The organism is candidate division KSB1 bacterium (genome assembly GCA_034521575.1).
Lineage (GTDB): Bacteria > Zhuqueibacterota > Zhuqueibacteria > Residuimicrobiales > Krinioviventaceae > JAXHMJ01.
Genome location: JAXHMJ010000005.1, coordinates 1,402,933 through 1,427,962, shown reverse-complemented (window position 1 = coordinate 1,427,962; position 25,030 = coordinate 1,402,933). Strand labels below are relative to the sequence as shown.

Below are 25,030 nucleotides of genomic sequence, written 5' to 3'. Positions count from 1 at the left end.
CATACCCTGCTGAAATGGTCAATCGCCCACGAATAAATCCGTGGGCTCGGGAATGAAAGGGAGCTAAAGCCCGCTATTTCCGTATCGGGTTAGGCTTATTATTCATGCTCTCGTCTTTTTGACTGTTCAATAAAAGTACATCATCCCCCGCAAATTCGAGCCCGGCGTTGAATGTCCGAGCGAGATACGTAAACGTTTTTTTGCTGTAAAAACAAATATGGGTGAGATCGCGGATATAGTGCCAGTTGCGAAACGCCTCCTGGTCGCGCACCCGTTTGGTCATCACACCCAGCCAGCCGTCCGGTTTGAGCATTGAGAACAGCTGCTCAAAGGTCTGCTTGGGCGCTTTCAGATGTTCCACGACTTCGGTGGCGCAGATGAAATCATAACGGCGATTCTGAACAGACGGGTCATCGGCATAGAACGGATCGTACTGAACCATGTTATATCCCTGTTCCTCAAGCATGGCGGACAGCGCCGGACCTGGGCCGCAGCCGAAATCCAGGCCGGTGGCTCCTGGAGATAATTTGCTCATGAGAGGGACGGTGAGGCGGGAGAGGAAGCGGCGGTAACCGGGGTCCTGTGCCTCGTTCTGATGCAGATCATATTCGGCTTTTTCCTCTGCAGAGCTCAGCCAGTATTGTTGCGGGACAAATATCAAATGACAAGCACTGCAGCGCAGGAACGACCTGCGTCTGTCTGTATGGAAGAATACAGAATCATTTTGACAAAGTGGACAATGATTTGGAGGCATTGGTCTCATCCGGGATGTTTGAAATGTGATACTGGAACATTCCAAACAGAACGTACTACAGTACGTTTTGTTTGGGGGTAATTTATATGCAATTAAAACAATTGGATAAAGCAGTAATAAGTAAGTAAACCTTGCAACTTGTTAGCATATGTTACAGCTGCTCCGGTTTTTACCAGAAAGACCAGGTACCCCGTTGACAGCCGGGCTGGTTAGTTCGGCAGACGAACAAAAAATATGATCCAGACGATCAGAAAAAGTCCGGCGGTTTTTGCGGTTATATTAAATTCTTTACTTTTCCGCCCAGTTGCGCAGTTCGCGTTTGATTTTTTCACCGATTTCCTGCCATTCCGAATCTTGACGGTCTGTTTCTTCCAGCTATTTCTGGATACCGGTTCTCACTTTGCCGATTTCCTCCCATTTTTTTTCTTTCTCACTCTTGATTTTATGTTTACAGGGTTTGCGCACTTTGTCATGGCCCAGAGAAATGAGGAGGCCGAGGACAAACCCAAAGTTATACCAGCCGCCGGTGTTGGCGGTTTCATAGATTCCGACAGTGTCGGTGAACAGACTGATGATAAATGTGATGATAATGATCAGTCCGTGCCAGAGACCGGCCCAAAAGCCGGCCGGTTCGGTGATGTACATTTCATTGTTTGCCGCGCATCCTGTCAACAATGCAACGGCAAACAACAGCGCCGAAACTATTACAAACGTGTTGCGGTTCATGATCAAACCTCCCTTTTATATGATGCCTGAAAATATAAAATTATGTTAAAATTGCCAAGAAAAAACGGTCAATATGAATGATCGGGCCCGCAGCTGGGGGGCTTTGCCGGTGCGAATTTGACTTGACAGTGGCTGTGTTTGCCGGCTAAAGAGTGTGTATGAAAAATGGCCGCTATGTTGTTCGATTTTACTCATATTTAAAATTTTGATACGCAGTAACATCCCGTGCCGGCAGGATTGGGATAAAGCTGCAGAGTCCGGCTGCACTTGAGGCATTGGAAATTCGGCAGCCCATGAAAATCTTGATTTAGACGTTCAATTTGCCTATATTAATTCTTTTCTAAACGATAGAATGGCGATTATGAACCGAATTTTTATCTACAGTTTTGTTGTTTTTTTAATGGCCGGCTCTCTTGCTTTCGGGACCGATTGGGATCTGCCCGTCATGGGGCTGGACGAGATCGAACCCGGTATGCAGGGAGTGGGGCGCACCGTGTATTACGGACAGACCATCGAAGAGTTTCAGGTGGAAATTCTGGATATTGTCCGCAACCAATATCCGGATTTTGATATCATCCTGGCGCGGCTTGCCGGAGAACAGGCGGAGAAGAATGGTGTGGTAAGCGGCATGAGCGGCAGTCCGGTCTATATTGACGGCAAGCTAATTGGAGCGATCGCCTATCGTATGGGCACGTTTCTCAAAGAGCCGATCACCGGGATCATGCCGATTGAAAATATGCTGCGTCTGGACAAATTGAATGCTCATCATTCGAGGGAATGGAAGGCTCTGAACGGTTTTGGAAATCGATATCTGCAGGCTTGTTTGAGCGGCGGAGGCGATTCTCTGTGGATTGATCTTTTAAGTCAGGCGGCATCCACACGTTCGGTGTTTGCGCCTATTGAAACGCCGCTTGTGTTTTCCGGAATTCAGCCTGAGTTTATCGAACCGTTTCAGGATGTCTTGTCAAAAATGGGATTTACGTCTTCCGCAGGCGGGACTCGGGTGTCTCTGGTCGACAGCGCCGAGGTTCTGCAGCCCGGTTCTGCCGTCTCTACTGTATTGATCGCCGGTGACGCCGGGATCGCAGCCACGGGCACGGTCACAGCGGTTTCGGACGGAAAACTGCTGGCCTTTGGGCATCCCGTGTTCAGTCTGGGAGCCATCAACCTGCCGCTGTACGGCGCCCGCATTCACTGGACGGTTCCCAGTTTAATGGGGTCCAACAAAATGGCCACACCTACGCAGCTTTTGGGAGTTTTTCGACAGGACAGAATGTCCGGTGTGCTTGGTGATTTGAATGAGATGCCCCAATGGGTGCCGGTATCCTTGCAGACGCAGTCGCCCTATGGAGAGGATCAACAATTTGAATTCAAAATGGCCTGGGACCCGTCCCTGAACCATCTGCTTCCCTTTTATCTGCGTATTGCTTTGGTGCAGGCGCTGAACGTCTCCCGTTATGCGGGCGGACAGCATTCTGTGCGTTTAAAAGGATTTGTAGAACTGGTGTCCGGTGAAAAAATAGAGTTTGATGATTTGTTTTCGTCAAATCAACGATTCGGTTATTCGGCAACCGGCACGGATTTTGTCCAGGCTTCTGATCTTGTGACATCGGCATTGGGCGCTTTGATGATCAATGATTTTGAGGCGCCGCGCGTCAAGCGGGTTGAACTGGAAACCCGGACCCTGCCCGGTAAGTGGAAAACCCGTATCGAGTCGATCTGGCTGGACAAAACAACCGTAGAACCGGGGGATACCGTTTTTGTTACGGTTTCTCTGCGTGATACCCGCGAACGCCGTTCCACGATTATACGTCCGCTGGTCATTCCGCGTCACATCAATGCCCGGCGTGCAAGTATTCTGGTCGGCGGAGGACTCTATCTGGCGCAGTATGAATCCAAGGTGAATCGGGAGCTTTTTGTACCGCATTCATTTGATGATTTGCTGCGTATTCTTGAGGAGCGGCGAAAACCTCAAAATCTGGCGCTGCAGCTGCGCGGAACGGGTAACCATCTGGTGGTGGAGGGTCAGCGTATGCTGTCGGTTCCTCCTTCTGTGATGAACGTCATGGACAACCGGGGCCGCAGTCAGAACGGCGCCCGGTTGCATGATTACGCCTATCTTGAAGATATTGTCGAACTTGATCAGGTTGTCTACGGTATCAAGCGTCATGTCATTTCTATTGAACCGACAGGCAACGGCGGCGCATCCGGTAATCAAAACAGCAATCGGTAATCATTATAAAGGAATACACATGTTACGAGCGGTTTTTTTGTTTTGCTTATTGTGGGGGATGAGCCTTTGGGCGGTGAATGCAACCCTTGTCACGCTTGACAGCCGCAGCGAATTTGAACAAGGTACGCCGAAAAATGTTTCAATCGGCAAAGACGGTGAGCTGCGCACTTCACCGCGCAAACAATCCCTGCTCATGTCCACAGAACCTGTTGTCTGGAAACTGGTCAAAGACAGTGATGGAATTATTTATGCCAGCACCGGCAATCAGGGACGCATTTATAAAATATCCGGATCCGATACCAGTTTGTTCTATACCTCGGACAAACTGGCGGCATATGCCATGAGCGTCGACAAGGATGATAACCTGATCATTGGAACATCTCCGAACGGGCTTTTACAGCGGATTACCCCGGAAGGAAAAGTTTCCGACCTTTACAATCCGGATGCGGTTTATATCTGGGATATTGATATTGCGCCTGATGGCTCGATTTGGGTGGCCACAGGAGATACAGCGCGTGTTTATCATATTTCAGCAGAGGGAACGGTTCTGCAAAGGTTTACACCGGATGCCCAACATGTGCGCTGTTTATCACTTTACGGGGGCGCGGTATATGCGGGAACCAGCGGAGACGGGCATATTTACCGAATTCGTGAGAACGATATGTTTGTTCTGTTTGATACCATGATGGAAGAAGTGATTGATTTGTTTGTCAGGCCGGAGGGTGTGGTCTATGCCGCAGCCATGAGCAAAGCCATGCTGCATCCATTTGCTGCTTCAGTTTCCAGTCCGGACGAATCCAGTGAGGATAGCGAAAGCAGCGGAATGGTTTCTGCAACGAACGGTCTGATGTCGCCTCAGATGAGTTCACTGAACACGTCTCTGTTCCGTATCACCTCTCATGGTTACGGAAAGGAGTTGTGGCAAGGCAGTAAAGGAGTCATTCAGAGTATTGCACCGCTGGAACAGGATATTCTGGTCGGAACCGGTGAAGAAGGACGCTGTTACCGTATGACCCCGGACGGCGAAAAAACCTTGTTGTATCAGATGGACGAGTCGCATGTTTCAGCTCTTTTCACAACAAGCGATGATGTATTGATCGGCACATCCAACCTTGGGCATGTTTACCGGTTAATTGACGAGCCCGCAAAAAATGCCTGTTATTTGTCAAAACCCATCGACAGCGATGTCAGGGCACGATGGGGGGCATTGCAATGGGAGAGCAAGGGGCCGGTTAAAGCCATACAGTTTTACACCCGCAGCGGCAATACCAAAGAACCCGGAACCGCCTGGAGTGCATGGCAACCGGTTGCCAAAGATCAAAGCATTGCAAGCCCGGAGAGCCGTTTTCTGCAGTGGAAAGTCGAGCTAAAGAACGAATCCGCGATTATTGAAAAAGTAACCGTCAGTTATCTGCAGGCCAATCTGCAGCCGGAAATTACCAGCCTCTTTCTGCATTCTCACAATACGTTTTTCGAACATAAAGACCAGGACAAGGCTGGTCTTAAATTTCCTCAATCGCCGAGCAGTGAATCGGAAAAACAGGGGTATCGCAGTGTGGAATGGCAATTTCAAGACCCGAATTACGACGGATTGCTGTTTTCCGTGTATTATCAGAAAAAAAACAGCAGCTACTGGCGCCAAATGAAGGATGAATGGGCGTTGAATTATTACTCCTGGGATACACAGCATATGTCGGACGGCTATTACCGGGTTAAAATTGAGGCCAGTGACGCGCCCGATAATCCCAAAGGCAGAGAATTGGCATCTGATAAAATATCTGATACTTTTCTGGTAGACAATACACCCCCGGTATTGAAACATCTGACAGCTAAAGATTCTGTTCTTTCTTTTACGGTTTATGACGCGTGGTCACGAATAAAAAATGTCTGGTACAGCGAAAACGCCAGGGAATGGCAGGATGTGTTTCCGCGTGATGATATTGCGGATTCCAAATCGGAAAATTATAAAGTTCAACTTTCAGAGCCCAATGCGGATATTGCCATCAAGGTGCAGGATGAGTTCGGAAATGTCAATGTATACCCTGTAAAAGATTTGAATTGATCAAATGAACTGGACTTTATTTCAGCGGTTTCTCGAGGATAAATCCCTGATTATCCTCAGCACACACCTGAATCCGGATGGTGATGGTTTGGGTAGCGAATTGGCTCTTGCGGATTACTGCCGGCAGCAGGGGGTGCAATACCGAATTATCAATGTCGATCCCACTCCTCGCTATTTTCAATTTCTTGATCCTGAAAAAAAGATTGAGGTTTACGATGCTTCTGTCCACAATGCCGTGTTTAGGCAGGCGGATGCTCTGTTGCTGCTGGATGTGAGCGAACTTGACCGAATCGGCGCCATTAAAACGCAGAGTCGGGCCGCCGGACTCGAGACAGGTTGTGTGGATCACCATATTTACACCGGACCTGAATATGATCTGCAGCTCATTGACACAACGGCGTCGTCTACAGGTGAACTGGTGTTCCGGCTGCTGGATCATCTGGGCGCGGACTGGACCCGAACGATTGTGCAGTCGTTGTACACCTGTATTCTGACGGATACCGGCTCATTCCGGTTTTCCAACACAACGGCATTCACACACCGAATGGCGGCGCGCCTGATAGAGAACGGCGCTGATTACAGCCGGATTTATCAACAGATTTATGAAAGCGACTCGCCGGGACTGTTTCAGTTAAAGGGTAAATTACTGACCCGGCTGCATTATGAATGCAAAGGCCGGTTTGTCTGGTATGTATTGAGTCAAGCGTTATTGTGTGAAACCGGGGTCGAGCTGCAGGAAACGGAAGGCTTTTCGGATATACCGCGCCGTCTACGGGATGCCGAAATCAGTATCATGTTCACGGAACTGGGTGAAAATCTGACCAAGGCCAGTTTTCGATCCAAAGGACGTATTCCCGTCAATGAGCTGGCCCGACGGTTTGGCGGCGGCGGACATCAGTTTGCCTCCGGCGCCAGCTTTGAGCAACCGCTGAAAGCGGTTGTGGAACGGGTGGTTCGTGCCGCGTGTGAGTATATGAACCGCCGGGATCAGCAAATGGAGTGCAGCTGATACTTTTGCTAAAGTTTGTTACATTTCTTTTTCGTACTCGAACAGGGGAAAGAGTTTAGATGGCGTGCGGGCTGTTTTGAATAATGTGCGAAATGCCAGAATCAGTTCCGGGTGTTCGTCAGAGATGTCATTCTGTTCCGCCGGATCAGTTTCGAGATTATAAATCTCGACAGGAGAGGGGACATCTTTGCGTATTTTTCGCCGAATCCCTTTGTATTGCTTGTAGCGTATGGCCTGTTGTCCACCCAGACGACGAGATTCCCAATACAGATAGCTGTGTTCCTGTTTTTCCACGGGCCACTGCAAGAGCGAGTAACGCATGGATATACCGTCGATATCGGAAGGCGCCTGTACCCCTGCAAAGTCTGCGAGAGTAGGCAAGTAATCCCAAAAAGCACATACATGTTCACTGATGCTGCCGGCGGGTATTTGACCCGGCCAGCGCGCAATCAGCGGAGTGCGGATACCGCCTTCCAGAAGATCTTGTTTATAGCCGGAAAACGATCCGTTGCTGTCCCAGAAATCCGGCCGATGCCCGCCTTCCTGGTGTGGACCGTTGTCGCTGGTAAACAAGACCAGTGTATTATTGTCAAGATTGAGCTTCTTTAAGAGCGGAAACAGACTGCCGATTTGATTATCCAGATGAGTTACCATGGCTGGAAAAGCGGCGACCGGGTTGCGGACGATCGGGCCGCCGTAATCCGCTGTGACGTCATCGAATTGAGGTAATTTCTTCCGCCATTTGCAGTGCAGATCGGGGGGGGCATGCATGGAGGCATGCGGAATGGTGACCGGCAGATAACAGAAAAACCGGTTGTCCTGATTGTTTTTGATAAACTCGAACGCCTTTTCGATAATCAGGTCATGGGAATAAGTCTGGCCGTCAAGAGGGACTCTGTCTTTATCGTGATACAAATAAGAGGGGTAAAAACTATGGGCGTTGCGCTGGCAATTGTATCCGAAAAAGGTATCAAATCCCTGGTTCAAGGGGTCTCCTGAGCTTCCCGGATACCCCAGACCCCACTTGCCGAACATTCCGGTTTTGTAACCGGCCTGTTGTAAAAGCCTCGCCAGCGTCAAGGTACCCGCTTTGAGCGGGTATTGGCCGATGGGCTGAATTTCTTTATTGCCGCGTATCTGTGCATGGCCGGTGTGCATGCCTGTCATCAGGCAGCAGCGGGAAGGTGCACATACCGTGCTGCCGCTGTAATGCTGAGTAAAGCGCATACCCTCCGCGGCCATTCGGTCAAGATTTGGTGTTTCGAATTTTTTCTGCCCATAACAGCTTAAATCGCCATAGCCCAGGTCGTCCGCGACGACCAGAACGATGTTTGGCTGTGATCTGCAGGATCGAACAAGTCCCGGGAAGAAAGTGGCGCTCAATGCCGCAGCTGATTTTATAAACCGGCGTCTGGAAAGTTTCATGTGTTCACATCGTATAAGATGAAAAGGAGAATCCGTTTAATAAAGTTAAACCTAAACTGAGCGATTCTTCGAAAAATAAAAAACCTTTTGGGATTATAATGGATTGTTATTATTTTAATTAAGACAAAATCAACTAAAATCAATCCACGCACCCAAAAGGTGACAATAATATGAAGAAAAAAACCAATTCAAAGCAAGTAAAAATTTCAAAAATCGAGGTCACAACTGAAAAAATGAGCGGGCGCGGCGGCCTGTTTTTCTTTATCAAATATGTCGAAAACATTGGTTTTTTCAAGCTTTTCGAACAATGTCTTGGTTCTCTAAAAGGTTCGGCCAAGGGCATTAGTTGCTTTCAGTTTATTAAACAAGTTGTGGGCTGGTTCATTGATGGCACCGACCGTTCCATGTTAGGCTTTGATCGACGTAAAAACGACGACGCTTATGCCGCGCTCCTAGAGAATGAGCCTTGGCACATGGCGACATCGCATCAGATAAAGAGAATGTTTCGCCGACTTGGTTTTGTCGGACAATGGCTCTTTCGTTCTATTTTGCTCAAGCTTTTTATCTGGCGCCTTCATGTTGAAAAGCCCAAAGTGATCATATTATTCGCTGATACGGTGGTCTTTGACAATGACGATGCCCAAAAACGTCAAGGCGTTAAGCCAACTTATAAGAAGAAAAAGGGCTTTCAGCCGCTGCAAATCAGCTGGGGGCCTTATGTGGTGGATGCATTGTTCCGTCCTGGCAATGTGCACTGCAATCATGGGACAGATTTGAGAAAAGCTGTTGGACGTTTGGTCAAAGCGATTCGAACCCATTATGCTGATGTGCCAATCATACTGCTTAAAGACAGCGGTTTTTTAGATGATAAGAATTTCAGATTTTTTGAAGAACGCCTCGGCATTCATTATGCGTGCAGCGGAAAGCTCTATAAGGGTATTAAACAATATGTTAAAGAAGTTCCTGTTGATCGATTTCACTTGTATCAAATGTCGTGGTCGTTTGTTGAATTTGGTAACCGGCTTGACACGTGGTCTACATTTCGGCGATGCATTTTCACATCACAAGAAACCGAAGATAATGGCCAGATGACCTTTGATTTTGCTCGACCGGACAATGTGATTTATACAAACATTGGCCAGAATAAAGAATGTGATGAAAAGCTGGTGCAGGCAGTTGGCGATGACTATTTAAAGGCGGAAAAGATCATTGAATTGGATCATAGTCGCGGCAAGGGTGAACTTGTTCATCGTTCACAAAAGGATTTTGTCGTATGCGAGCAGCTTCCCTTTAAAGGCTTTGGAATGAACAGAGCCTTTTATTACATTTTTTTGATGAGTCATTTTCTATACGAAGCTTTCAAGCGTGATATGACCCAGGATGTGTTACCGGTTACGAGCTATCCCAGCACTTTTCGCCGGACTGTAATTGATTTTGCTGTCAAGATAATATCGACGAGTCAACAGGTAATCTTGAAAGTCACCCAAGCTACTTATGATGCATTAAAAATTCCACTTTTATGGCAGGCGATTCGCGAACAAAAACCAGCTTTCATGACATAGAGCAAAATGTTTCCAGAAAATTTTATTTCACAGGATTGATACGCCCTAATGTTAGTTTTTTCATGTTTTTAGGCATAGTTCATTTTAAAAACAGGTAAAAAGACTTTTGTAACATGAAAACAGAATAGAATTTACACAAATAGACATGACTGGCTCCCTTTTGAGCCAGTTTATTTTGTTCTGTTTTAAAATCGCTCAATTTAGGTTAAAATAAATTTGCGTAATATACAAGGCAGAAATAAGTGAAATATAAGCAGTGTTATGAAAAAGATAATGTGAATTTTAAAATGTATCGACGAGGTAAATATGAACGAGGGGCTTTGGTCACAACAGGTTTTCTGTCCGTATTGCGGGGAATCCATTGAACTGTTGGTGGATATATCCGTGTCCCGGCAATCCTATATAGAAGATTGCCCGGTCTGTTGCCGACCCATTACCGTTCAGGTGCAGATAAATGCAGATGAAATACCTGTGGTGACCCCATATCGCGAGGATGACTGAATTTATGACATTTTTTTACATGCATTTACCAGGTTTTACTTGTAATTAATGCTATGGATTATCATATTACTCTATCTCAACAACCTATCACTCATACCATTATGTACCGGTATGGGTTAATATCCATGTGATAAAGATTCAGATTTCCAACAGAATGTTTACAGGTTTATATTTTCAATAGAAATTCGTTGACATATATGACATATATACTGCCTCTGATTAACAATTTTGTGTAGCATAGAAAACTGTCCGGTTACACGGATAATTGAATAACAAGCGATTTTCTAATCAAGATGAATGAGGTATTTTGACATGGATAAGCATCAGTGCACCCGCCGATCTTTTATAAGTAAAAGCTTGCTGACTGCAGCAACGGTTTCAATTGTACCTTCTCATGTATTGGGCAAATCTCATACAGCGCCCAGCGACCGGGTGCGTGTTGCCGGTATCGGGATCAGCGGGATGGGCAAGCGCAATCTGGAACAACTGGCTCCTATCGCAGATATTGTAGCGCTGTGCGATGTTGATTTTGAGCGTGCCGCCCCTATATTTAAAACCTACCCCAAAGCCAAAATATATAATGATTTTCGGAAAATGCTGGATAAAGAACCCTCTATTGACGCTGTGGTTATTGCAACTCCGGACCATACGCACGCTGTTATTGCGATGGCGGCCATGAAACGCGGCAAACACGTGTACTGTCAAAAACCGTTGACACATACGGTGGAAGAGGCACAAAAACTGGCAGGCGCGGCCAAAGAGTACGGTGTGGTAACGCAAATGGGAAACCAGGGGCATGCCAGGGAGGGGGCGTTTTTACTGAATGAATGGATTGCTGCCGGTGCTATTGGTGAGGTCCAGAAAGTGCATTGCTGGACGAATCGTCCGATCTGGCCACAGGGCGTTGAAGCGCCCCAAGAGATTGTCTCGGTTCCCCCCACTTTTGACTGGGACCTGTGGCAGGGCCCGGCGGAATGGCGGCCCTATCATCCGGCGCTGACGCATTTTGTCTGGCGCGGCTGGAAAGATTACGGAGTGGGAGCCCTCGGAGATATGGGAGCGCACATCATCGACCATCCGTACTGGGCTCTAAATCTGGGCTACCCCGAACGCGTGCAAGCCACCTCTACTGATTTGTTTGATGCGAGCTATCCCAATGCTTGCGTGGTCAAATACCAGTTTGCAGCTAAAAACGGACGTGGACCCGTTGATCTGTGGTGGTACGACGGCGGATTAAAGCCGATGCGTCCCGAGTGTATGGAGCCCGGACGCCGTCTGGGCGGTTCAGGTATTTTGTATCAGGGTACAAAAGGTGTGATGATGCAGGAATCGCACGGCGGTGTGCCGCGTATTGTGCCGGAAACAAAAATGCGCGAGTTTGAGGTGCCGGAAAAGACTCTGAAACGCTCGCCCGGGATACATGAAGAATGGATCGAGGCGATTGTGAACGGCGGACAATCGTCTACGGATTTCAGTTATTCCGGTCCTCTGACGGAAACCATGCTGCTGGGCAATATTGCCATCTTGACCAGCGATCAGAATACCGTTCTGGAATGGGATGACCGGGCCAGACGGTTTACCAATCTAAAAGCCGCCAATGCGCTGTTGAGCAAAGAGTATCGAAAAGGCTGGTCGCTCGAAGACATGTAAATCATAAACCATCACTCAATCTGGACATCAACATGAAGCGAAATATTGCTATACTGCTGCTTGCCATGATCGGCTTGCTGATCACCGTTCCGGTCAATGCCGAGAATACGGACACTGCCTATGACGGGTGGAAGCTTGCTGTGCAGGCCTATTCCTTTAAAGAATTTACATTTATGGAAACGCTCGAAAAACTGGATTCGCTGGGGGTGCGTTATTTGGAAGCGTATAGCGGGCAAACACTTTGCGATACCATCCCCGATGTGAGGTTTGGACCTCAAATGCCCGACAGCCTGAAAGAATGGGTGCGGGGAAAACTTGAGCAAGCGGGTATTCAGCTGATTAATTTTGGGGTCGTCGGTCTTTCCAAAGATAAAGCTGCCAATGTCAAGGTGTTTGAATTTGCAAATTATTTTGGCATCGGCACCATTATTTCCGAGCCTCCTTTTAATGCCCTCAAATTGATTGACCGCCAATGTAAAGAATATGATATCCGCGTGGCTATTCACAATCATCCCAAACCGTCCCGTTACTGGAATCCACAGATCGTGCTCAAGGCATTAAAGGGCCGCAGCTCGTATCTGGGAGTATGTGGTGATACGGGGCACTGGATGCGTTCCGGCATTCGGCCGGAGACTGCTGTGGACTTTTTGGGAAACCGGCTGATGTGTTTTCATCTCAAGGACCTGAATGCATTTGGAAACAAGGATGCACATGATGTGCACTGGGGCTTGGGAGAGCTTGGCTTTAAAGAATTTTTAGCGCAGCTGCATAATATGGGGTTTCATGGGAGCTTTTCCGTGGAATATGAGTATCATTGGTTAGACTCGTTGCCTGAAATTCGGCAATGTGTTGATGCATTCAATAGAATCGCCGCAACCTTACCATCAGAAACAAGTGTAAAGGATGATGAATTATGAGTGAACAATCCAGAACGCCTGAAACAAAAAAAGAAAACAAAGCTGCATCGGACAAAAAAATAAACCGTCGTGATTTTGTGCAGGGCCTGGCTGCGGTACCGGCGCTCGGTGCATTTGCCGCTGCGTATTATCAAAAGCATAGCGAAAAAATGGAAAAAGCAATCGTGCGAGAACCGGCTGAATCCGGCCGTGAACTCAATGTTGCTTTGTTGGGCGCCGGCGCCCAGGGTCAAGTGCTGATGAACGCCTGTCTGCGTATACCCGGTATTCGATTTCGCGCTGTTTGTGATATTTGGGCTGAATATAATCAAAAGCGTGCGGTGCGGCTGCTGCAGAAATACAAACATGATGTGACCGGTTATGAAGATTATCGGGAAATGCTGGACCAGGAAAAAGATCTGGATGCGGTCATTATTGCCACACCGGATTTCTGGCACGCCCGGCATACCATCGACTGTCTGAATGCCGGTTTGCATGTGTATTGCGAAAAAGAAATGTCCAACAAGCTGGATGATGCGTATCGGATGGTGATGGCGGCGCGGGAAACCGGCAAATTGCTGCAAATCGGGCATCAGCGGCGCAGCAATCCGCGTTATATTCACGCTTTTGACAAGCTGCTGGGTGAAGCCGATATCCTCGGCCGCATCACATCGATAAACGGCCAGTGGAACCGTGCGGTTCAGCCTGACCTGGGCTGGCCGCAACGCTACGCCATCGATCCTCAACGTCTGAAAAAATACGGATTCGACTCGATGCATCAATTCCGCAACTGGCGCTGGTACAAGGGACTTGGCGGCGGTCCGATTGTGGATCTCGGTTCTCATCAAATTGATATTTATAACTGGTTTTTGAACAGCACGCCGAAATCCGTTATGGCGAGCGGTGGCACGGATTATTACGATAAAGCCACGCATGAATGGTACGATACCGTGCTGGCGATTTACGAATACGAAACCGCCGAGGGTCCGGTGCGCGCATTTTATCAAACGCTGACCAATAACAGCAGTGAGGGTTATTTTGAAAACTTTTTAGGTGATCAGGGTACGCTGCACATCTCCGAATCTGCAAATCGCGGTTCGGTATACCGTGAGCCCTCAGCGCCGCAGTGGGATGAATGGGTGCGCAAAGGCTATTTGACCAAACCGGAAAAAGTGGAAACTCCGGGTTCCAGTGCTGTACTCGATGTGCGGGAAACGATTGCTCCGGATAAACATGATATTCCGGTGACATTGACAGACCCCTATCATCAGCCGCATCTGGAAAACTTTTTCAACAGCGTGCGCGGAGACGACACGCTCAACTGTCCGGCGGAGATCGGTTATGAAACAGCTGTGACGGTATTAAAGGTGAACGATGCGGTTGAAGCGGGCCGCACGCTGAGTTTTAAATCCGATGCTTTTCATGTTTGATCGGATCTGATTTAAATGTAAAAACGATGAATGATCGTGTTAAAAAGGAGGCTGAGATGTTGAAAAATATACCTGTTTTATTGATGATGCTTGTACTGGTCGCTGTGAGTCTGGGCGCAGGTGAAGAGTTGGTCCCGATCAAAATCGATCTACCCAAACCCATGTTTGTCGGGACGCCGCAGAATATGGACGTTCCGAACCTGGAAAAGCCCGCCAATGAACCGCGCGAGCCGTTTCTCGCACCCAAAGGGACGGAAAATGTTGCGCTCGGCAAGCCGGTGACCAGTACGGATGATTTTCCGATCATTGGCGAGATTGATATGATCACGGACGGTGACAAGGAAGCTGCTGACGGCTATTATGTTGAACTGGGTCCCTTTGAGCAGCATGTGACGGTCGATCTGGAGGATGTTTATACGCTCTATGCGGTGGTATTGTGGCATTTTCATAAACAGCCGCGCGTTTATTTTGATGTGATTATTCAGACCGCTACGGATGCAGATTTTACCGAGAATGTGAATATTCTGTTTAATAATGACATTGATAATTCAATCGGTCTGGGTACCGGTGAGGACAAACATTATGTGGAAACCTCTGAAGGTAAACTCGTTGATGCCAAAGGCGTAAAAGCCCGGTATGTGCGTTTTTACAGCAACGGCAACAACAACAATGACCTGAATCATTATATCGAAGCCGCTGTATACGGAAAATAAAATCGACAACACTGACTTTGCAGGCGGACAATAAAAGGAATCGATTTATGAATTCAACACCTCTTTCAAAGCTGCAAATTGGAGCGCTGGTTGTCATGCGGGTGGCGATCGGCTGGCATTTTTTATATGAGGGACTTGCAAAATTGATCAATCCGGACTGGACCGCGGCGGGATTTCTTTCGCAATCCAAATGGATTTTCGCACCGTTGTTTCAATGGATTGCGGATACGCCGTCCGTGCTTGCTGTCGTGGATCAATTGAACACGTGGGGCCTGATTCTGATCGGACTCGGTCTCATGCTGGGTGCATTGGAACGAATTGCAGCGGTGGCGGGCGTGCTGCTGCTTTTGCTGTATTACTTGAGCAATCCGCCGCTTCCCGGTTTGTTCTATACCCTGCCCCAGGAAGGTAATTATCTGATTATCAACAAAACATTTGTAGAGATGACGGCTTTGTTTGTGATATCCATGCTCCCGACCAGTCGAGTGATCGGTCTGGATCGGCTGGTTTTTCGATCTAGAAAATCCTGACCTGTTAAAATGCGGGGTTTGAAACGCAAAGTAACGCTGGTGTTCAGCTGGGGGGCGGTTTTATTGACGGGAGCTGTTCTGAGGTTTAGCGCACTGGAACAGCGCCCCATGCACACCGATGAAGCTGTACATGCCATCAAATTTCAAAATCTGCTTCAAGACCAAGAATACGAATACGATCCGTTCGAGTATCACGGTCCCACTTTGAATGTATTCTCTCTTTTGCCCTGTTCCCTGACCGGCGTCGACACGATCGCGGCAACCACAGAGCGGCATTTGCGCATGGTCCCGGCTTTATTCGGCTGGCTGCTGATTTTGACCCCGTTGCTGGCAGTGACCCTGATCGGTCACCGGGCTGCAGGGCTGGCCGGAGTCTTTATCGCGATATCTCCGGCTTTTGTATTCTACAGTCGCTATTATATCCAGGAAATGCTGCTTGTTGTTTTTATCATGAGTGCATTGCTGCTGTTTGTTCTGGCGGTCCGGGATCAGCGTCGGCTTTTTGTTTTTTTGTCCGGCTTGTGTTGGGGACTGGCCGCCGCTACAAAGGAAACCTGGATTATTCCGGCCGGGATTTTGGCGATGATGTCGGTGATTTTTACGGTTTTGCATCAGCGCAACCTGGCCGGCAGTCTGACCCGTTACCTGATGTTCGGGTTGCTGCTCCTTGGCGGATTTGTGCTGCCGTTTGTGATATTTTACTCCGAATGGTTTACTGATTTCGGCGCGTTGAGCAAGCCGTTTGAAGCCTTTTCTGTGTATTTAAACCGGGCTGGAGGAGGGGCGCATTTGCATCCCTGGTGGACCTATTTCAGATGGTATGGGTTTTACAACTCTGCAGATTCTTTTTACACTGAAGGTTTTATTTTGCTTTCCGCGCTCGGCGGATTGACGATGGCTGTTCACCGGCGATTTACAGAGACCTCGTTGTTGTTTTTGGGACTGCCGACCTGTTTCCGTAAATACGCTGCCGTATTCACTCTTGCAATCGCCGGTATCTATATTCTGTTACCTTATAAAACCCCCTGGAGCTTTTTAACCGTCTGGGTGATCTTTAGTGTCTGGGCTGGTTTGTTCTGGAAACAACTGTTTGAACTCGTAAAAAATCGGCTTTGGATTTTGGCTTTGGCGGTTTTGATTTCGGGCACTGTCCATTTGTTGGCGCAGACGCTTCAGCTGAATTTCAAATATGATGCCCATCCGCAAAATCCTTATGTTTACGGCCATACCTCGCCGGATATTCTGAATTTGGTCGATACAGTCCGGGATATCTGTGCGGCAGTCCCGGACAGCGAAAACTATCACATTGAAGTTATTATGCCGGGACATGATTACTGGCCGCTGCCCTGGTACCTGCGAAACATTGAATATGTGGGATGGTACGACTCTGTGCCGCAGACTCTGCCGCTGCCAAAGCTGGTGGTGATCCCTCCCGAATTCGAGACTGATTTGGTGCGCCGTATTTATGAACTGCCTCCACCGGGCGAACGGCTGCTGTATGTGCCGTTGGCAAAATCAAGTTATTTTCTGCGGCCGGATGTTCAACTTGAGGTGTTTGTTCAAAAACGATGGCGCGACCCGTTACAGAATTAAGGCTTATGATCTATACCGCCAAACAAACAAACTTGCCTGACACCTGGACGTTTTCACATTCTGCGATGAACACCCGCTTCGATATCTGGTTATGCCATACCGATGTCGGTTATGCGGAGCAGGCGGCCTTTCAGGCCTTTGAAGGCCTGCTCGAACTGGAATCACAGCTGTCGCGGTTTATCCCCAACAGCGAAATCTCCCGGATCAATCAGTCGGCCGGGAAGGAATGGATTCAGGTTTCACCGGAAACTCTAAAGCGTCTGAAACACCGCCCTTGACCTCTATCATAAAACCGGCGGCCGGTTTGATCCGAATTATAAAAATCAAAACACAGCCTTTGCTGAATTGAAAATTGAATCGGAGCGCATGGCTGTATGGCTGCCGCCGGAAGGCCTGGATTTGGACCTGGGCGGGATTGGCAAGGGATTTGCCGTTGACCTGATATCTGAAGAACTTGGAGACTGGGACATCGGCCGCTATTTGATCTCAGGAGGACGCAGTTCCGTCCGCGCCGGTCTGCCTCCGGAAACGGTCGAAGGATGGACGCTGAGTATCTCGGCGCCGGAAAGCGGAGAACTGCTGGCAGCCTTTCCGGCGCAGTGTATCAGCCTCGGCGCTTCCGGATTGCTCAAAGGACCGCATATTGTTCATCCCCGGCGCGAGTCCGGACCGGTTGAATCCCGAGCTGTTTGGGTGGCCGCAAAATCCGCGGCTGTGGCGGATGCGCTGTCCACAGCTTTTATGCTGATGCCGGTTTCGGAAATCGATGCATACAGTCGAGCTTACAACACAAGTGTCATCTGCCGGGACGCGCAGTCTATGAAAAGTTTTGGCCCCAAATGGATAAAAGACGGGTAATCTGTGAATCAAAACATGCAAAAAATTGTTTTAAAAAAAGACCCGCAATTGGCGCCGCTGCTGTCTATAGTGATTCCGGTTTACAATGAGGCCGCGAAAATCAGGACGGATATTCTGGCAGCTGACCGGTTTTTAAGTGACAATCGATTCCCGGGTGAGATTATTGTTTCCGATGACGGTTCGGAGGACACGACGCTGAACGCAGCACAGCAAGTCCGGGAGCAGATCAGTGCACCGCTGCATGTATTGTCATGCCCACGGCACAACGGCAAAGGCGCGGCCGTGCGCAGAGGGATGGTTTTCAGTTCCGGATTGTTTGTGCTGTTTGCGGACAGCGGGCATTGTACACCCTACCATTACAGCATTGATGCGATGTGTCTATTGCAAGGCGGGTCATGCCAATTGGCGCACGCTTCGCGGTTCATGTCAAACAGCGAGATCGTCATTCCACAACCTCTGATCCGTCAATGGATCGGCCGTTTGCTGCGCAGGCTATTTCCCGTATTGTTGCCGCTCCCCGAAAATTTGACGGATACGCAGTGCGGATTTAAAATGTACAAGGGCCCTCAGGCGCGAATGATTTATCAAAATTTACGTTGTACAGGCGCCTTGTTCGATCTTGAAGTGATCTTGAACGCGCGCAAACATGGTTGTCAAATTTGTGAATTCCCGATTCAATGGAAAGCGGACCCGGACAGCCGGACGTCTTTTCTTAACAATATTGTCAAGATAACCACTGAATTAATATCTCTGTTTTTCCGGTTTCGATTTTAATTTTAATTTTAATTTTAATTTTCAAAAAAGGAGAGGTTTATGAAGACTATCGTGTTGTTCTGTCTCTTGGCGGTTGCAGTTGTTTTTGCCGAACCGCATCAGCAGTTTTACGAATATGAACATCCCATCCATAGTGCAGAGCGTGAAAATCCACCGATTGTTCAATCCGGTACCGAAAGCACACAGGAAAAGGCAGGTAAAGCGCCTTCGGATGCCGTTATTTTGTTTGATGGTGGTGATTTGTCAGCCTGGAGAACAGCGGAGGGAGAGCCTGCGGATTGGAAGGTGACGGATGAGTATTTTGAATGTGTGCCGGGGAAATCTTTAATTATAACGAAACAAGCATTTGGAGATTGTCAGCTGCATGTGGAATGGGCCTCGCCTGCTGAACCTGAAGGTAACGGACAGGGTCGCGGCAACAGTGGGGTGTTTTTGATGGGAAAATATGAGATTCAGGTGCTCGATTCCTATGAGAATACAACCTATGCGGACGGACAGGCAGCTGCATTATACGGCCAAAAGCCGCCGGAGGTGAACGCCAGTCGTCCTCCCGGCAAGTGGCAGACCTATGACATTATTTTTCGGCGTCCGCGGTTCAATCCGGACGGCTCGGTGCGCAAACCGGCTGTTGTGACGGTGTTTCATAATGGTGTGCTGGTTCAGGATCATGTTGAACTCACCGGACCCACCACCTATCAGATTCGCACCGATTATGCACCGCACTCTGACAGACTGCCGATTTTCCTGCAGGATCACAGCAATCCGGTGCGGTACCGCAATGTCTGGATTCGGGATCTGGAAAAAGAAAATGAAACCAAGCCATCCGCTGGTCACGTAACAGTCTCTGAAAAAGATTTAAACGCTTATACCGGGCTTTATCGCTCGAAATCAGATCCTTCTTTTGAGTTGAATGTCAAGCGGGCTGAGGATGACAAACTTTGGGTCGACCAGGTCCGGCGCGATCAGGTCGTGTTCCGGCCGCAGTCATGGCGCGGATTCTATGCACCGGTCTGTCAAATGCAGATGGCGTTCCGGCACAGAGACGGCAAGGTGACCGGTTTGAGGTTGATCCAGGACGGTAAGGAAATGTTTCTGGAAAAAGTAAAATAAACTGTTTTAAAATATACCAAGGAGCATGAGATGAAAAAATGCATTCTGTTGTGTTTGACATTGGTGTTTTCACTGCAGGCGGGTCAGGAACCCTTTAATCCGCGTTACGAAAATGTGCGTATCATTCCGATGGATGTATCTGTACAGTGCTGGACGTTCAATCAGTTTACGTTTGAGCAAGCGCTTGCAAAAATCAATGATCTCGGGGTAAAATACGTTGAAGCTTATCCGGGACAACGCTTGAGCGAGGAGCGTCCGGAATCGGAGACATTCGGTCATCATATGACAGCGGAACAGCGGTCCTGGGTCAAAGACCTATTGAAACAGTACGATCTGACGTTGGTCAGCTACGGTGTGGTCCATTTCGACAACACGCGGGAAGCGGCGGAAACGGTTTTTCAGTTTGCCCGGGATATGGGAATCTATACGTTGGTCATTGAACCGGAATATGATGATTTTACGTTAATTGAATCTCTGGTCAAAGACTATAATATCCGGGTCGGGGTTCACAATCATCCTGAACCGTCCAAATACTGGAACCCGTATACCGTGTATAACACAATCAAAGACCTGGACCCGCGTATCGGAGTGTGTGCGGACACCGGGCACTGGCTGCGATCCGGCGTCAATCCGGTGGAAGCCCTGCGGTTTCTAACCGGACGCATCACCAATGTCCATTTAAAGGATTTGAATAAAGCCGGCCGTAAAACCGCTCATGATGTGCCTTTCGGCAGCGGTGCGGCCCATATTTATGATGTTCTTGCTGAATTGACGCTGCAGGATTACCACGGGTTTCTGGCTGTGGAGCACGAAAACAAGGCCGAACGGTTGAATCCTTCGCCTTCCATTGAGAAAGGCCTCGATTATATAAAAAATATCACGCATCTTGACGGATACAGGTCCCTTTTGCCGTTTAACCGCCGGAATCTGCGTTATTCCAAGCACGGCTGGAATCATTACGGCCCCGGATATTTTATCCTGGATGAAGAAAACGGCGTGTTGGAATCTCATAAAGGTATGGGACTGTTATGGTACAGTGCGGAACCGCTTTCTGATTTTGTTCTCGAACTTGATTTCAAGTCCGAGTCCATGAATACCAACTCGGGGATTTTCCTGCGCATCCCGGATGTGGTTGTTAACAATGACTATATCACTAACAGCTTTGAAATTCAGATCTATGACCGCGGCATGGGGACTCATAAAACGGGCGCGGTTTACGATGCAGAAGCGCCGATACGAGATGCCATGAAACCGGACGGGCAATGGAATCATTACAAGATAACGTGCAAAGGTGATCGTTACAAAGTTGAACTGAATGGGGCTCTGGTCATCGACTGGATTGTAGAGCCGCGCGGTAAAATAACATCCTTTTCCGAGAACGGATATTTCGGGCTGCAGAATCATGATGATCACGCGGTCGTTCGGTTCAAGAATATTTATCTTAAAAAGCTCTGAATGGTATTTGACGCCCGGTTGTAAAAAAAATAGTTGCAATTTTCCTAATAAAGGCTATATTGGCAATTTGTTTTATGACCGGGCGTTTATCGTGTACTTGTTTATTGGAGACAGGAAATGAAACTCAACGGGGTTTTGCCGATCCGGGTGATCGAGAATGTATGGATCTCTATGCAGGACGGCTGCCGGCTGGCAGCCAAAATATGGCTGCCGGAAAAAGCGGATCAGGAACCGGTGCCGGCTATTCTGGAATATATTCCCTATCGTAAACGTGACATCAAGGCGGTACGCGACACCCAAATCCATGGCTATTTTGCCCAGCATGGCTATGCCTGTGTGCGAGTGGATCTGCGCGGAAGCGGAGACTCTGAAGGCGTGCTGCGCGATGAATATTTGCCGCAGGAATTGCAGGACGGACTGGAAATTCTGCACTGGATTGCCGCCCAGCCCTGGTGCACCGGCAATATCGGCATGTTCGGTTTGTCCTGGGGCGGATTCAACGGACTGCAGATTGCCTCCCTGCAGCCGCCGGAGCTCAAAGCGGTAATTACGGTGTGTTCATCGGATGATCGTTATGCCGACGATATTCATTACATGGGCGGCTGTCTGTTAACGGATAATCTGTCCTGGGCTTCCACGATGTTTGCGTTCAATTCCTGTCCTCCGGATCCTGCTATAGTCGGAGAACGATGGCGCGAGATGTGGCTGGAGCGACTCGAGGGAAGCGGATTATGGATTAAAAACTGGCTGGAGCACCAAACCCGTGATGATTTCTGGAAGCATGCTTCGGTCTGTGAGGATTTTTCCGCGATCAAATGCCCGGTTTTTGCCGTGAGCGGCTGGGCGGACGGGTATTCAAATACCGTCTTTCGCCTGCTTGAGAATCTGCAAGCGCCGCGAAAAGGTCTGGTGGGCGCCTGGGGACATAAATATCCGCATATGGGCGGTCCGGGTCCTGCTATTAATTTTCTCGGAGAATCTTTGCGTTGGTGGGATAGATGGCTCAAAGGCATTGATACCGGTGTGGAACAAGACCCCGTGCTGCAGGTGTGGATGCAGGATTCCGTCTCGCCGTTGTTGTCCAAGCGTCCGGGCAAATGGGTCGCTGAAAAGACATGGCCGGCTGACCTGCCGACCTGTGAATATGCGCTGCGACCCGGATTTTTGAGCGAGGATAAAACCTCGAACCGGGTGCTGACCCTTCAAAGTCCGTTGAGCGTGGGATTGTTTGCCGGCAAGTGGTGCTCGTATTCGGCAGCCACGGATCTGCCCTGGGATCAACGGGAAGAAGACGGCGGCGCTCTGGTGTTCGATTCCCCACCGCTGAAACATGATGTTGAAATACTCGGTATGCCGGAAGTAAAGCTCGGGATCAGTTCCAATAAACCCCGGGCGATGATTGCCGTTCGATTGTCTGATGTGGGCCCCCATGATCGCGCGACACGGGTAACCTATGGATTGCTGAATCTGACGCACAGAAACAATCACGAACATCCCGAGCCGTTAAAGGTGAATCACAAATATAATATTGTCATCCCATTGAATCATGTGGCGCAGCGCTTTCCCGCCGGCCACAAGATCAGATTGAGTCTGTCGACATCCTACTGGCCTCTGGCCTGGCCGTCTCCGGAGCCGGTGCAACTATCTGTTCATCTGGCATCCAGCCGTTTGAGTTTACCTGTACGCGAGCCGAAAGAGCTGGATCATCATTTGCGCGATTTGGGGAATGCAGTATCCGCACCTCCGCCGGACACCACCTTGCTGGCGCCTGCGGAGCGCGAATGGACAGTAAAGCACAATCTGGCGAATAACCGTGTGTCTCTGAATGTTATAAATAATGACAAACGCTATCGGCTTTATGATATTGATCTGGAAGTCCAGAGGGACGTCAAGGAAGAGTATTCTTATTACAATAATAACTATGACACGGTAAAAGGCCTGGTGGAAGGCAGACGCCGGTTTAAACGCGGTGACTGGGAAGTGCTGACGATAACACGAACGATCTTGACGTCCACTCGTTCACATTTTATTGTCCGGGCGACTCTGGACGCTTATGAGGGGGATTCACGCGTACACAGCAAAAGCTGGGAAGAACGAATTTCGCGCAATCAGGTATAAGGAAAGGAGATTCATATGGCAAAAAAAAATGTTTTTATTATCGGTTTGGACGAGTTTAATTACAAATTGCTCCAACACACCCCACAGGCCGCATATTGTGATTTTCATGCTGCTCTGGATATTAAGGATATCCGCAATGTGGATGATTATGATATGCAGCATTTGATTGATAAAGCGATCAAAAATATGGAAAATTTCGATGGTTCTATTGATGCGATTGCAAGCTATTATGATTTTCCGGGTACGGTTATGATACCTATTTTGGCAAAACAGTTTAATCTGCCCGGACCGAGCCTGGAAGCGATCATGAAATCTGAGAACAAGTATTGGAGTCGGCTGGAACAGCAAAAAGTGATTTTGGGTCATATTCCCCGTTTTCAGGCCTTTGATCCGTTTCAGGAAAATGTGTTTGACACGATTGATATTCTGACTCCGTACTGGATCAAGCCGATCAAATCTTTTCGTTCTTTTCTTTCTTATCAGATTAATGGTGAGGGACAGTTTTACGAAGCTATGGAAGAAGTAAAAAAGCATATTGATTTCATCGGAAAACCCTTTAAGCAATTGATGAACACCTATCATATGCCTCAGGAAATTGCTGAAATGCCGGAAAGCTGTATTGCGGAAAGTCCAATTGGCGGTGCGCAATGTACACTGGAAGGTTATGTTTATAATGGTCGTGTTACGGTATACGGAGTGGTGGACTCGATTCGTGAGCCGGACAGCTCGTCGTTCGCACGCTATGAATATCCCTCTTCGCTGCCTCTTGAAATTCAGCACCGCATGATTGATGTGGCGCGTACCGCGATTCAGCAGATTGAACTGGACAATTCTCCGTTCAATATCGAATTTTTCTACAATCAAAGCTATGATGAGGTGTTTTTGCTGGAAATCAATCCGCGCATTTCGCAGGCGCATACGGATATTTTTGAAAAAGTGCACGGAACCTCGCATCATCAGATTATGCTTGACCTGGCTTTGGGACAAAAGCCCAAAGTTATGGAAAAGAACGGCAAATATAATTTGGCTGGCCATTTTATGGTGCGTACATTTGAAAATGGCGTGGTAAAAAAAGTGCCTTCTGATGATGAAATTAAAGCACTGAAAAAAGAGCAGCCGGATACACGTGTTAAAATACCCGTGCATCCCGGAATGCCATTGTCGGATTTGCAAGGGCAAGACAGCTATAGCTATGAAATCGCCAATCTTTTTATCGGAGGACGAGATCAGGCGGATATCATTGAACAATATGACCACTGTCTGGACATGTTGACTTTTGAAATCGAACCTGAAGAAATGGAAGGATTTTATCAATAGGCCCATGATGCTGCAATGAATAAATACGGACAGGCGCTGGCGCAGGAGACCAAGGCCAAGGGCCGCAATGTGATTCTGGGTCCATGCGTCAATATACACCGCACGCCTTATGCGGGCCGGAATTTTGAAAGCTTTGGAGAAGATGCGTTTCTGGCGGCTGCGATCACCGATCCCTATATCCGCCTAAACCCTGCTGTATTGTTGTACATTTTTTTGCTTGAATTCATCAAAAATATTTGTAATTTCTTTTGTGGAATAGGCCGTGTTTGATCGAGTCTATCCTTTTGTTTTTCAGCATTTGTCTTTTGTGAGTA

21 protein-coding genes and 1 pseudogene are annotated in these 25,030 nt (G+C 48.3%); 19 read left to right on the top strand and 3 right to left on the bottom strand.

Annotated elements, in window-relative coordinates:
- Positions 1 to 73 precede the first annotated feature (73 nt).
- Positions 74 to 661, bottom strand: coding sequence for a class I SAM-dependent methyltransferase (locus U5R06_19440; GenBank protein ID MDZ7724918.1), 588 nt, complete (start codon positions 659 to 661; stop codon positions 74 to 76).
- A 468-nt stretch (positions 662 to 1,129) separates the two neighbouring features.
- On the bottom strand, positions 1,130 to 1,480 hold the full coding sequence (locus U5R06_19435) for a hypothetical protein (GenBank protein ID MDZ7724917.1): 351 nt from the start codon (positions 1,478 to 1,480) through the stop codon (positions 1,130 to 1,132).
- Between the two features lie 361 nt (positions 1,481 to 1,841).
- Between U5R06_19435 and U5R06_19430 the strand changes: the two genes are divergently transcribed.
- The 3 genes from U5R06_19430 to U5R06_19420 are packed head-to-tail and all read left to right on the top strand — an operon-like array spanning position 1,842 to position 6,784.
- Positions 1,842 to 3,713: a SpoIVB peptidase S55 domain-containing protein gene (locus tag U5R06_19430; GenBank protein MDZ7724916.1), complete on the top strand. Its 1,872-nt coding sequence runs from the start codon at positions 1,842 to 1,844 to the stop codon at positions 3,711 to 3,713.
- Positions 3,714 to 3,732: 19 nt separating this feature from the next.
- Complete coding sequence (locus U5R06_19425) at positions 3,733 to 5,775, top strand: hypothetical protein (GenBank protein MDZ7724915.1); 2,043 nt, start codon at positions 3,733 to 3,735, stop codon at positions 5,773 to 5,775.
- A 4-nt stretch (positions 5,776 to 5,779) separates the two neighbouring features.
- Positions 5,780 to 6,784, top strand: coding sequence for a bifunctional oligoribonuclease/PAP phosphatase NrnA (locus U5R06_19420; protein ID MDZ7724914.1), 1,005 nt, complete (start codon positions 5,780 to 5,782; stop codon positions 6,782 to 6,784).
- A gap of 18 nt (positions 6,785 to 6,802) precedes the next feature.
- On the opposite strand, the gene U5R06_19415 is transcribed toward U5R06_19420, so the two are convergent.
- A complete protein-coding gene (locus U5R06_19415; protein MDZ7724913.1) occupies positions 6,803 to 8,209 on the bottom strand; it encodes an arylsulfatase in 1,407 nt (468 codons plus the stop codon).
- Positions 8,210 to 8,379: 170 nt separating this feature from the next.
- On the opposite strand from U5R06_19415, the gene U5R06_19410 reads away from it, so the two are divergent.
- The 16 genes and pseudogenes from U5R06_19410 to U5R06_19335 all read left to right on the top strand — a co-directional run bounded on the left by U5R06_19410 (position 8,380) and on the right by U5R06_19335 (position 24,986).
- The gene (locus U5R06_19410) at positions 8,380 to 9,771 is read left to right on the top strand and encodes an IS1380 family transposase (GenBank protein ID MDZ7724912.1); all 1,392 of its coding nucleotides are present in this window, start codon (positions 8,380 to 8,382) and stop codon (positions 9,769 to 9,771) included.
- Between the two features lie 306 nt (positions 9,772 to 10,077).
- Positions 10,078 to 10,272, top strand: coding sequence for a CPXCG motif-containing cysteine-rich protein (locus tag U5R06_19405; GenBank protein ID MDZ7724911.1), 195 nt, complete (start codon positions 10,078 to 10,080; stop codon positions 10,270 to 10,272).
- Between the two features lie 312 nt (positions 10,273 to 10,584).
- Complete coding sequence (locus U5R06_19400) at positions 10,585 to 11,922, top strand: Gfo/Idh/MocA family oxidoreductase (protein MDZ7724910.1); 1,338 nt, start codon at positions 10,585 to 10,587, stop codon at positions 11,920 to 11,922.
- A gap of 32 nt (positions 11,923 to 11,954) precedes the next feature.
- Positions 11,955 to 12,839, top strand: coding sequence for a sugar phosphate isomerase/epimerase (locus U5R06_19395; GenBank protein ID MDZ7724909.1), 885 nt, complete (start codon positions 11,955 to 11,957; stop codon positions 12,837 to 12,839).
- Entirely contained in the window at positions 12,836 to 14,248 is a 1,413-nt protein-coding gene (locus U5R06_19390; GenBank protein MDZ7724908.1) for a Gfo/Idh/MocA family oxidoreductase, read from the top strand. The genes U5R06_19395 and U5R06_19390 overlap by 4 nt, the downstream gene beginning before the upstream one ends.
- A 56-nt stretch (positions 14,249 to 14,304) precedes the next feature.
- Positions 14,305 to 14,961, top strand: coding sequence for a hypothetical protein (locus U5R06_19385; protein ID MDZ7724907.1), 657 nt, complete (start codon positions 14,305 to 14,307; stop codon positions 14,959 to 14,961).
- Positions 14,962 to 15,008: 47 nt separating this feature from the next.
- Positions 15,009 to 15,491 (top strand): DoxX family membrane protein, encoded by a 483-nt coding sequence (locus U5R06_19380; protein MDZ7724906.1) that lies wholly within the window; start codon positions 15,009 to 15,011, stop codon positions 15,489 to 15,491.
- A gap of 18 nt (positions 15,492 to 15,509) precedes the next feature.
- Positions 15,510 to 17,084: a TIGR03663 family protein gene (locus U5R06_19375; protein ID MDZ7724905.1), complete on the top strand. Its 1,575-nt coding sequence runs from the start codon at positions 15,510 to 15,512 to the stop codon at positions 17,082 to 17,084.
- Between the two features lie 5 nt (positions 17,085 to 17,089).
- Positions 17,090 to 17,362 (top strand): FAD:protein FMN transferase, encoded by a 273-nt coding sequence (locus U5R06_19370; GenBank protein MDZ7724904.1) that lies wholly within the window; start codon positions 17,090 to 17,092, stop codon positions 17,360 to 17,362.
- A 49-nt stretch (positions 17,363 to 17,411) separates the two neighbouring features.
- Positions 17,412 to 17,942 (top strand): annotated as a pseudogene (locus tag U5R06_19365) (FAD:protein FMN transferase).
- 3 nt (positions 17,943 to 17,945) lie between these two features.
- Positions 17,946 to 18,716 (top strand): glycosyltransferase, encoded by a 771-nt coding sequence (locus tag U5R06_19360; GenBank protein MDZ7724903.1) that lies wholly within the window; start codon positions 17,946 to 17,948, stop codon positions 18,714 to 18,716.
- A gap of 39 nt (positions 18,717 to 18,755) precedes the next feature.
- On the top strand, positions 18,756 to 19,826 hold the full coding sequence (locus U5R06_19355) for a DUF1080 domain-containing protein (protein ID MDZ7724902.1): 1,071 nt from the start codon (positions 18,756 to 18,758) through the stop codon (positions 19,824 to 19,826).
- Positions 19,827 to 19,856: 30 nt separating this feature from the next.
- Positions 19,857 to 21,281 (top strand): family 16 glycoside hydrolase, encoded by a 1,425-nt coding sequence (locus tag U5R06_19350; GenBank protein MDZ7724901.1) that lies wholly within the window; start codon positions 19,857 to 19,859, stop codon positions 21,279 to 21,281.
- A 117-nt stretch (positions 21,282 to 21,398) separates the two neighbouring features.
- Positions 21,399 to 23,399: a CocE/NonD family hydrolase gene (locus tag U5R06_19345; protein MDZ7724900.1), complete on the top strand. Its 2,001-nt coding sequence runs from the start codon at positions 21,399 to 21,401 to the stop codon at positions 23,397 to 23,399.
- Between the two features lie 15 nt (positions 23,400 to 23,414).
- Complete coding sequence (locus U5R06_19340; GenBank protein ID MDZ7724899.1) at positions 23,415 to 24,716, top strand: ATP-grasp domain-containing protein; 1,302 nt, start codon at positions 23,415 to 23,417, stop codon at positions 24,714 to 24,716.
- Between the two features lie 15 nt (positions 24,717 to 24,731).
- Positions 24,732 to 24,986, top strand: coding sequence for a glycoside hydrolase family 3 N-terminal domain-containing protein (locus tag U5R06_19335; protein MDZ7724898.1), 255 nt, complete (start codon positions 24,732 to 24,734; stop codon positions 24,984 to 24,986).
- The last annotated feature ends 44 nt before the right edge of the window (positions 24,987 to 25,030 follow it).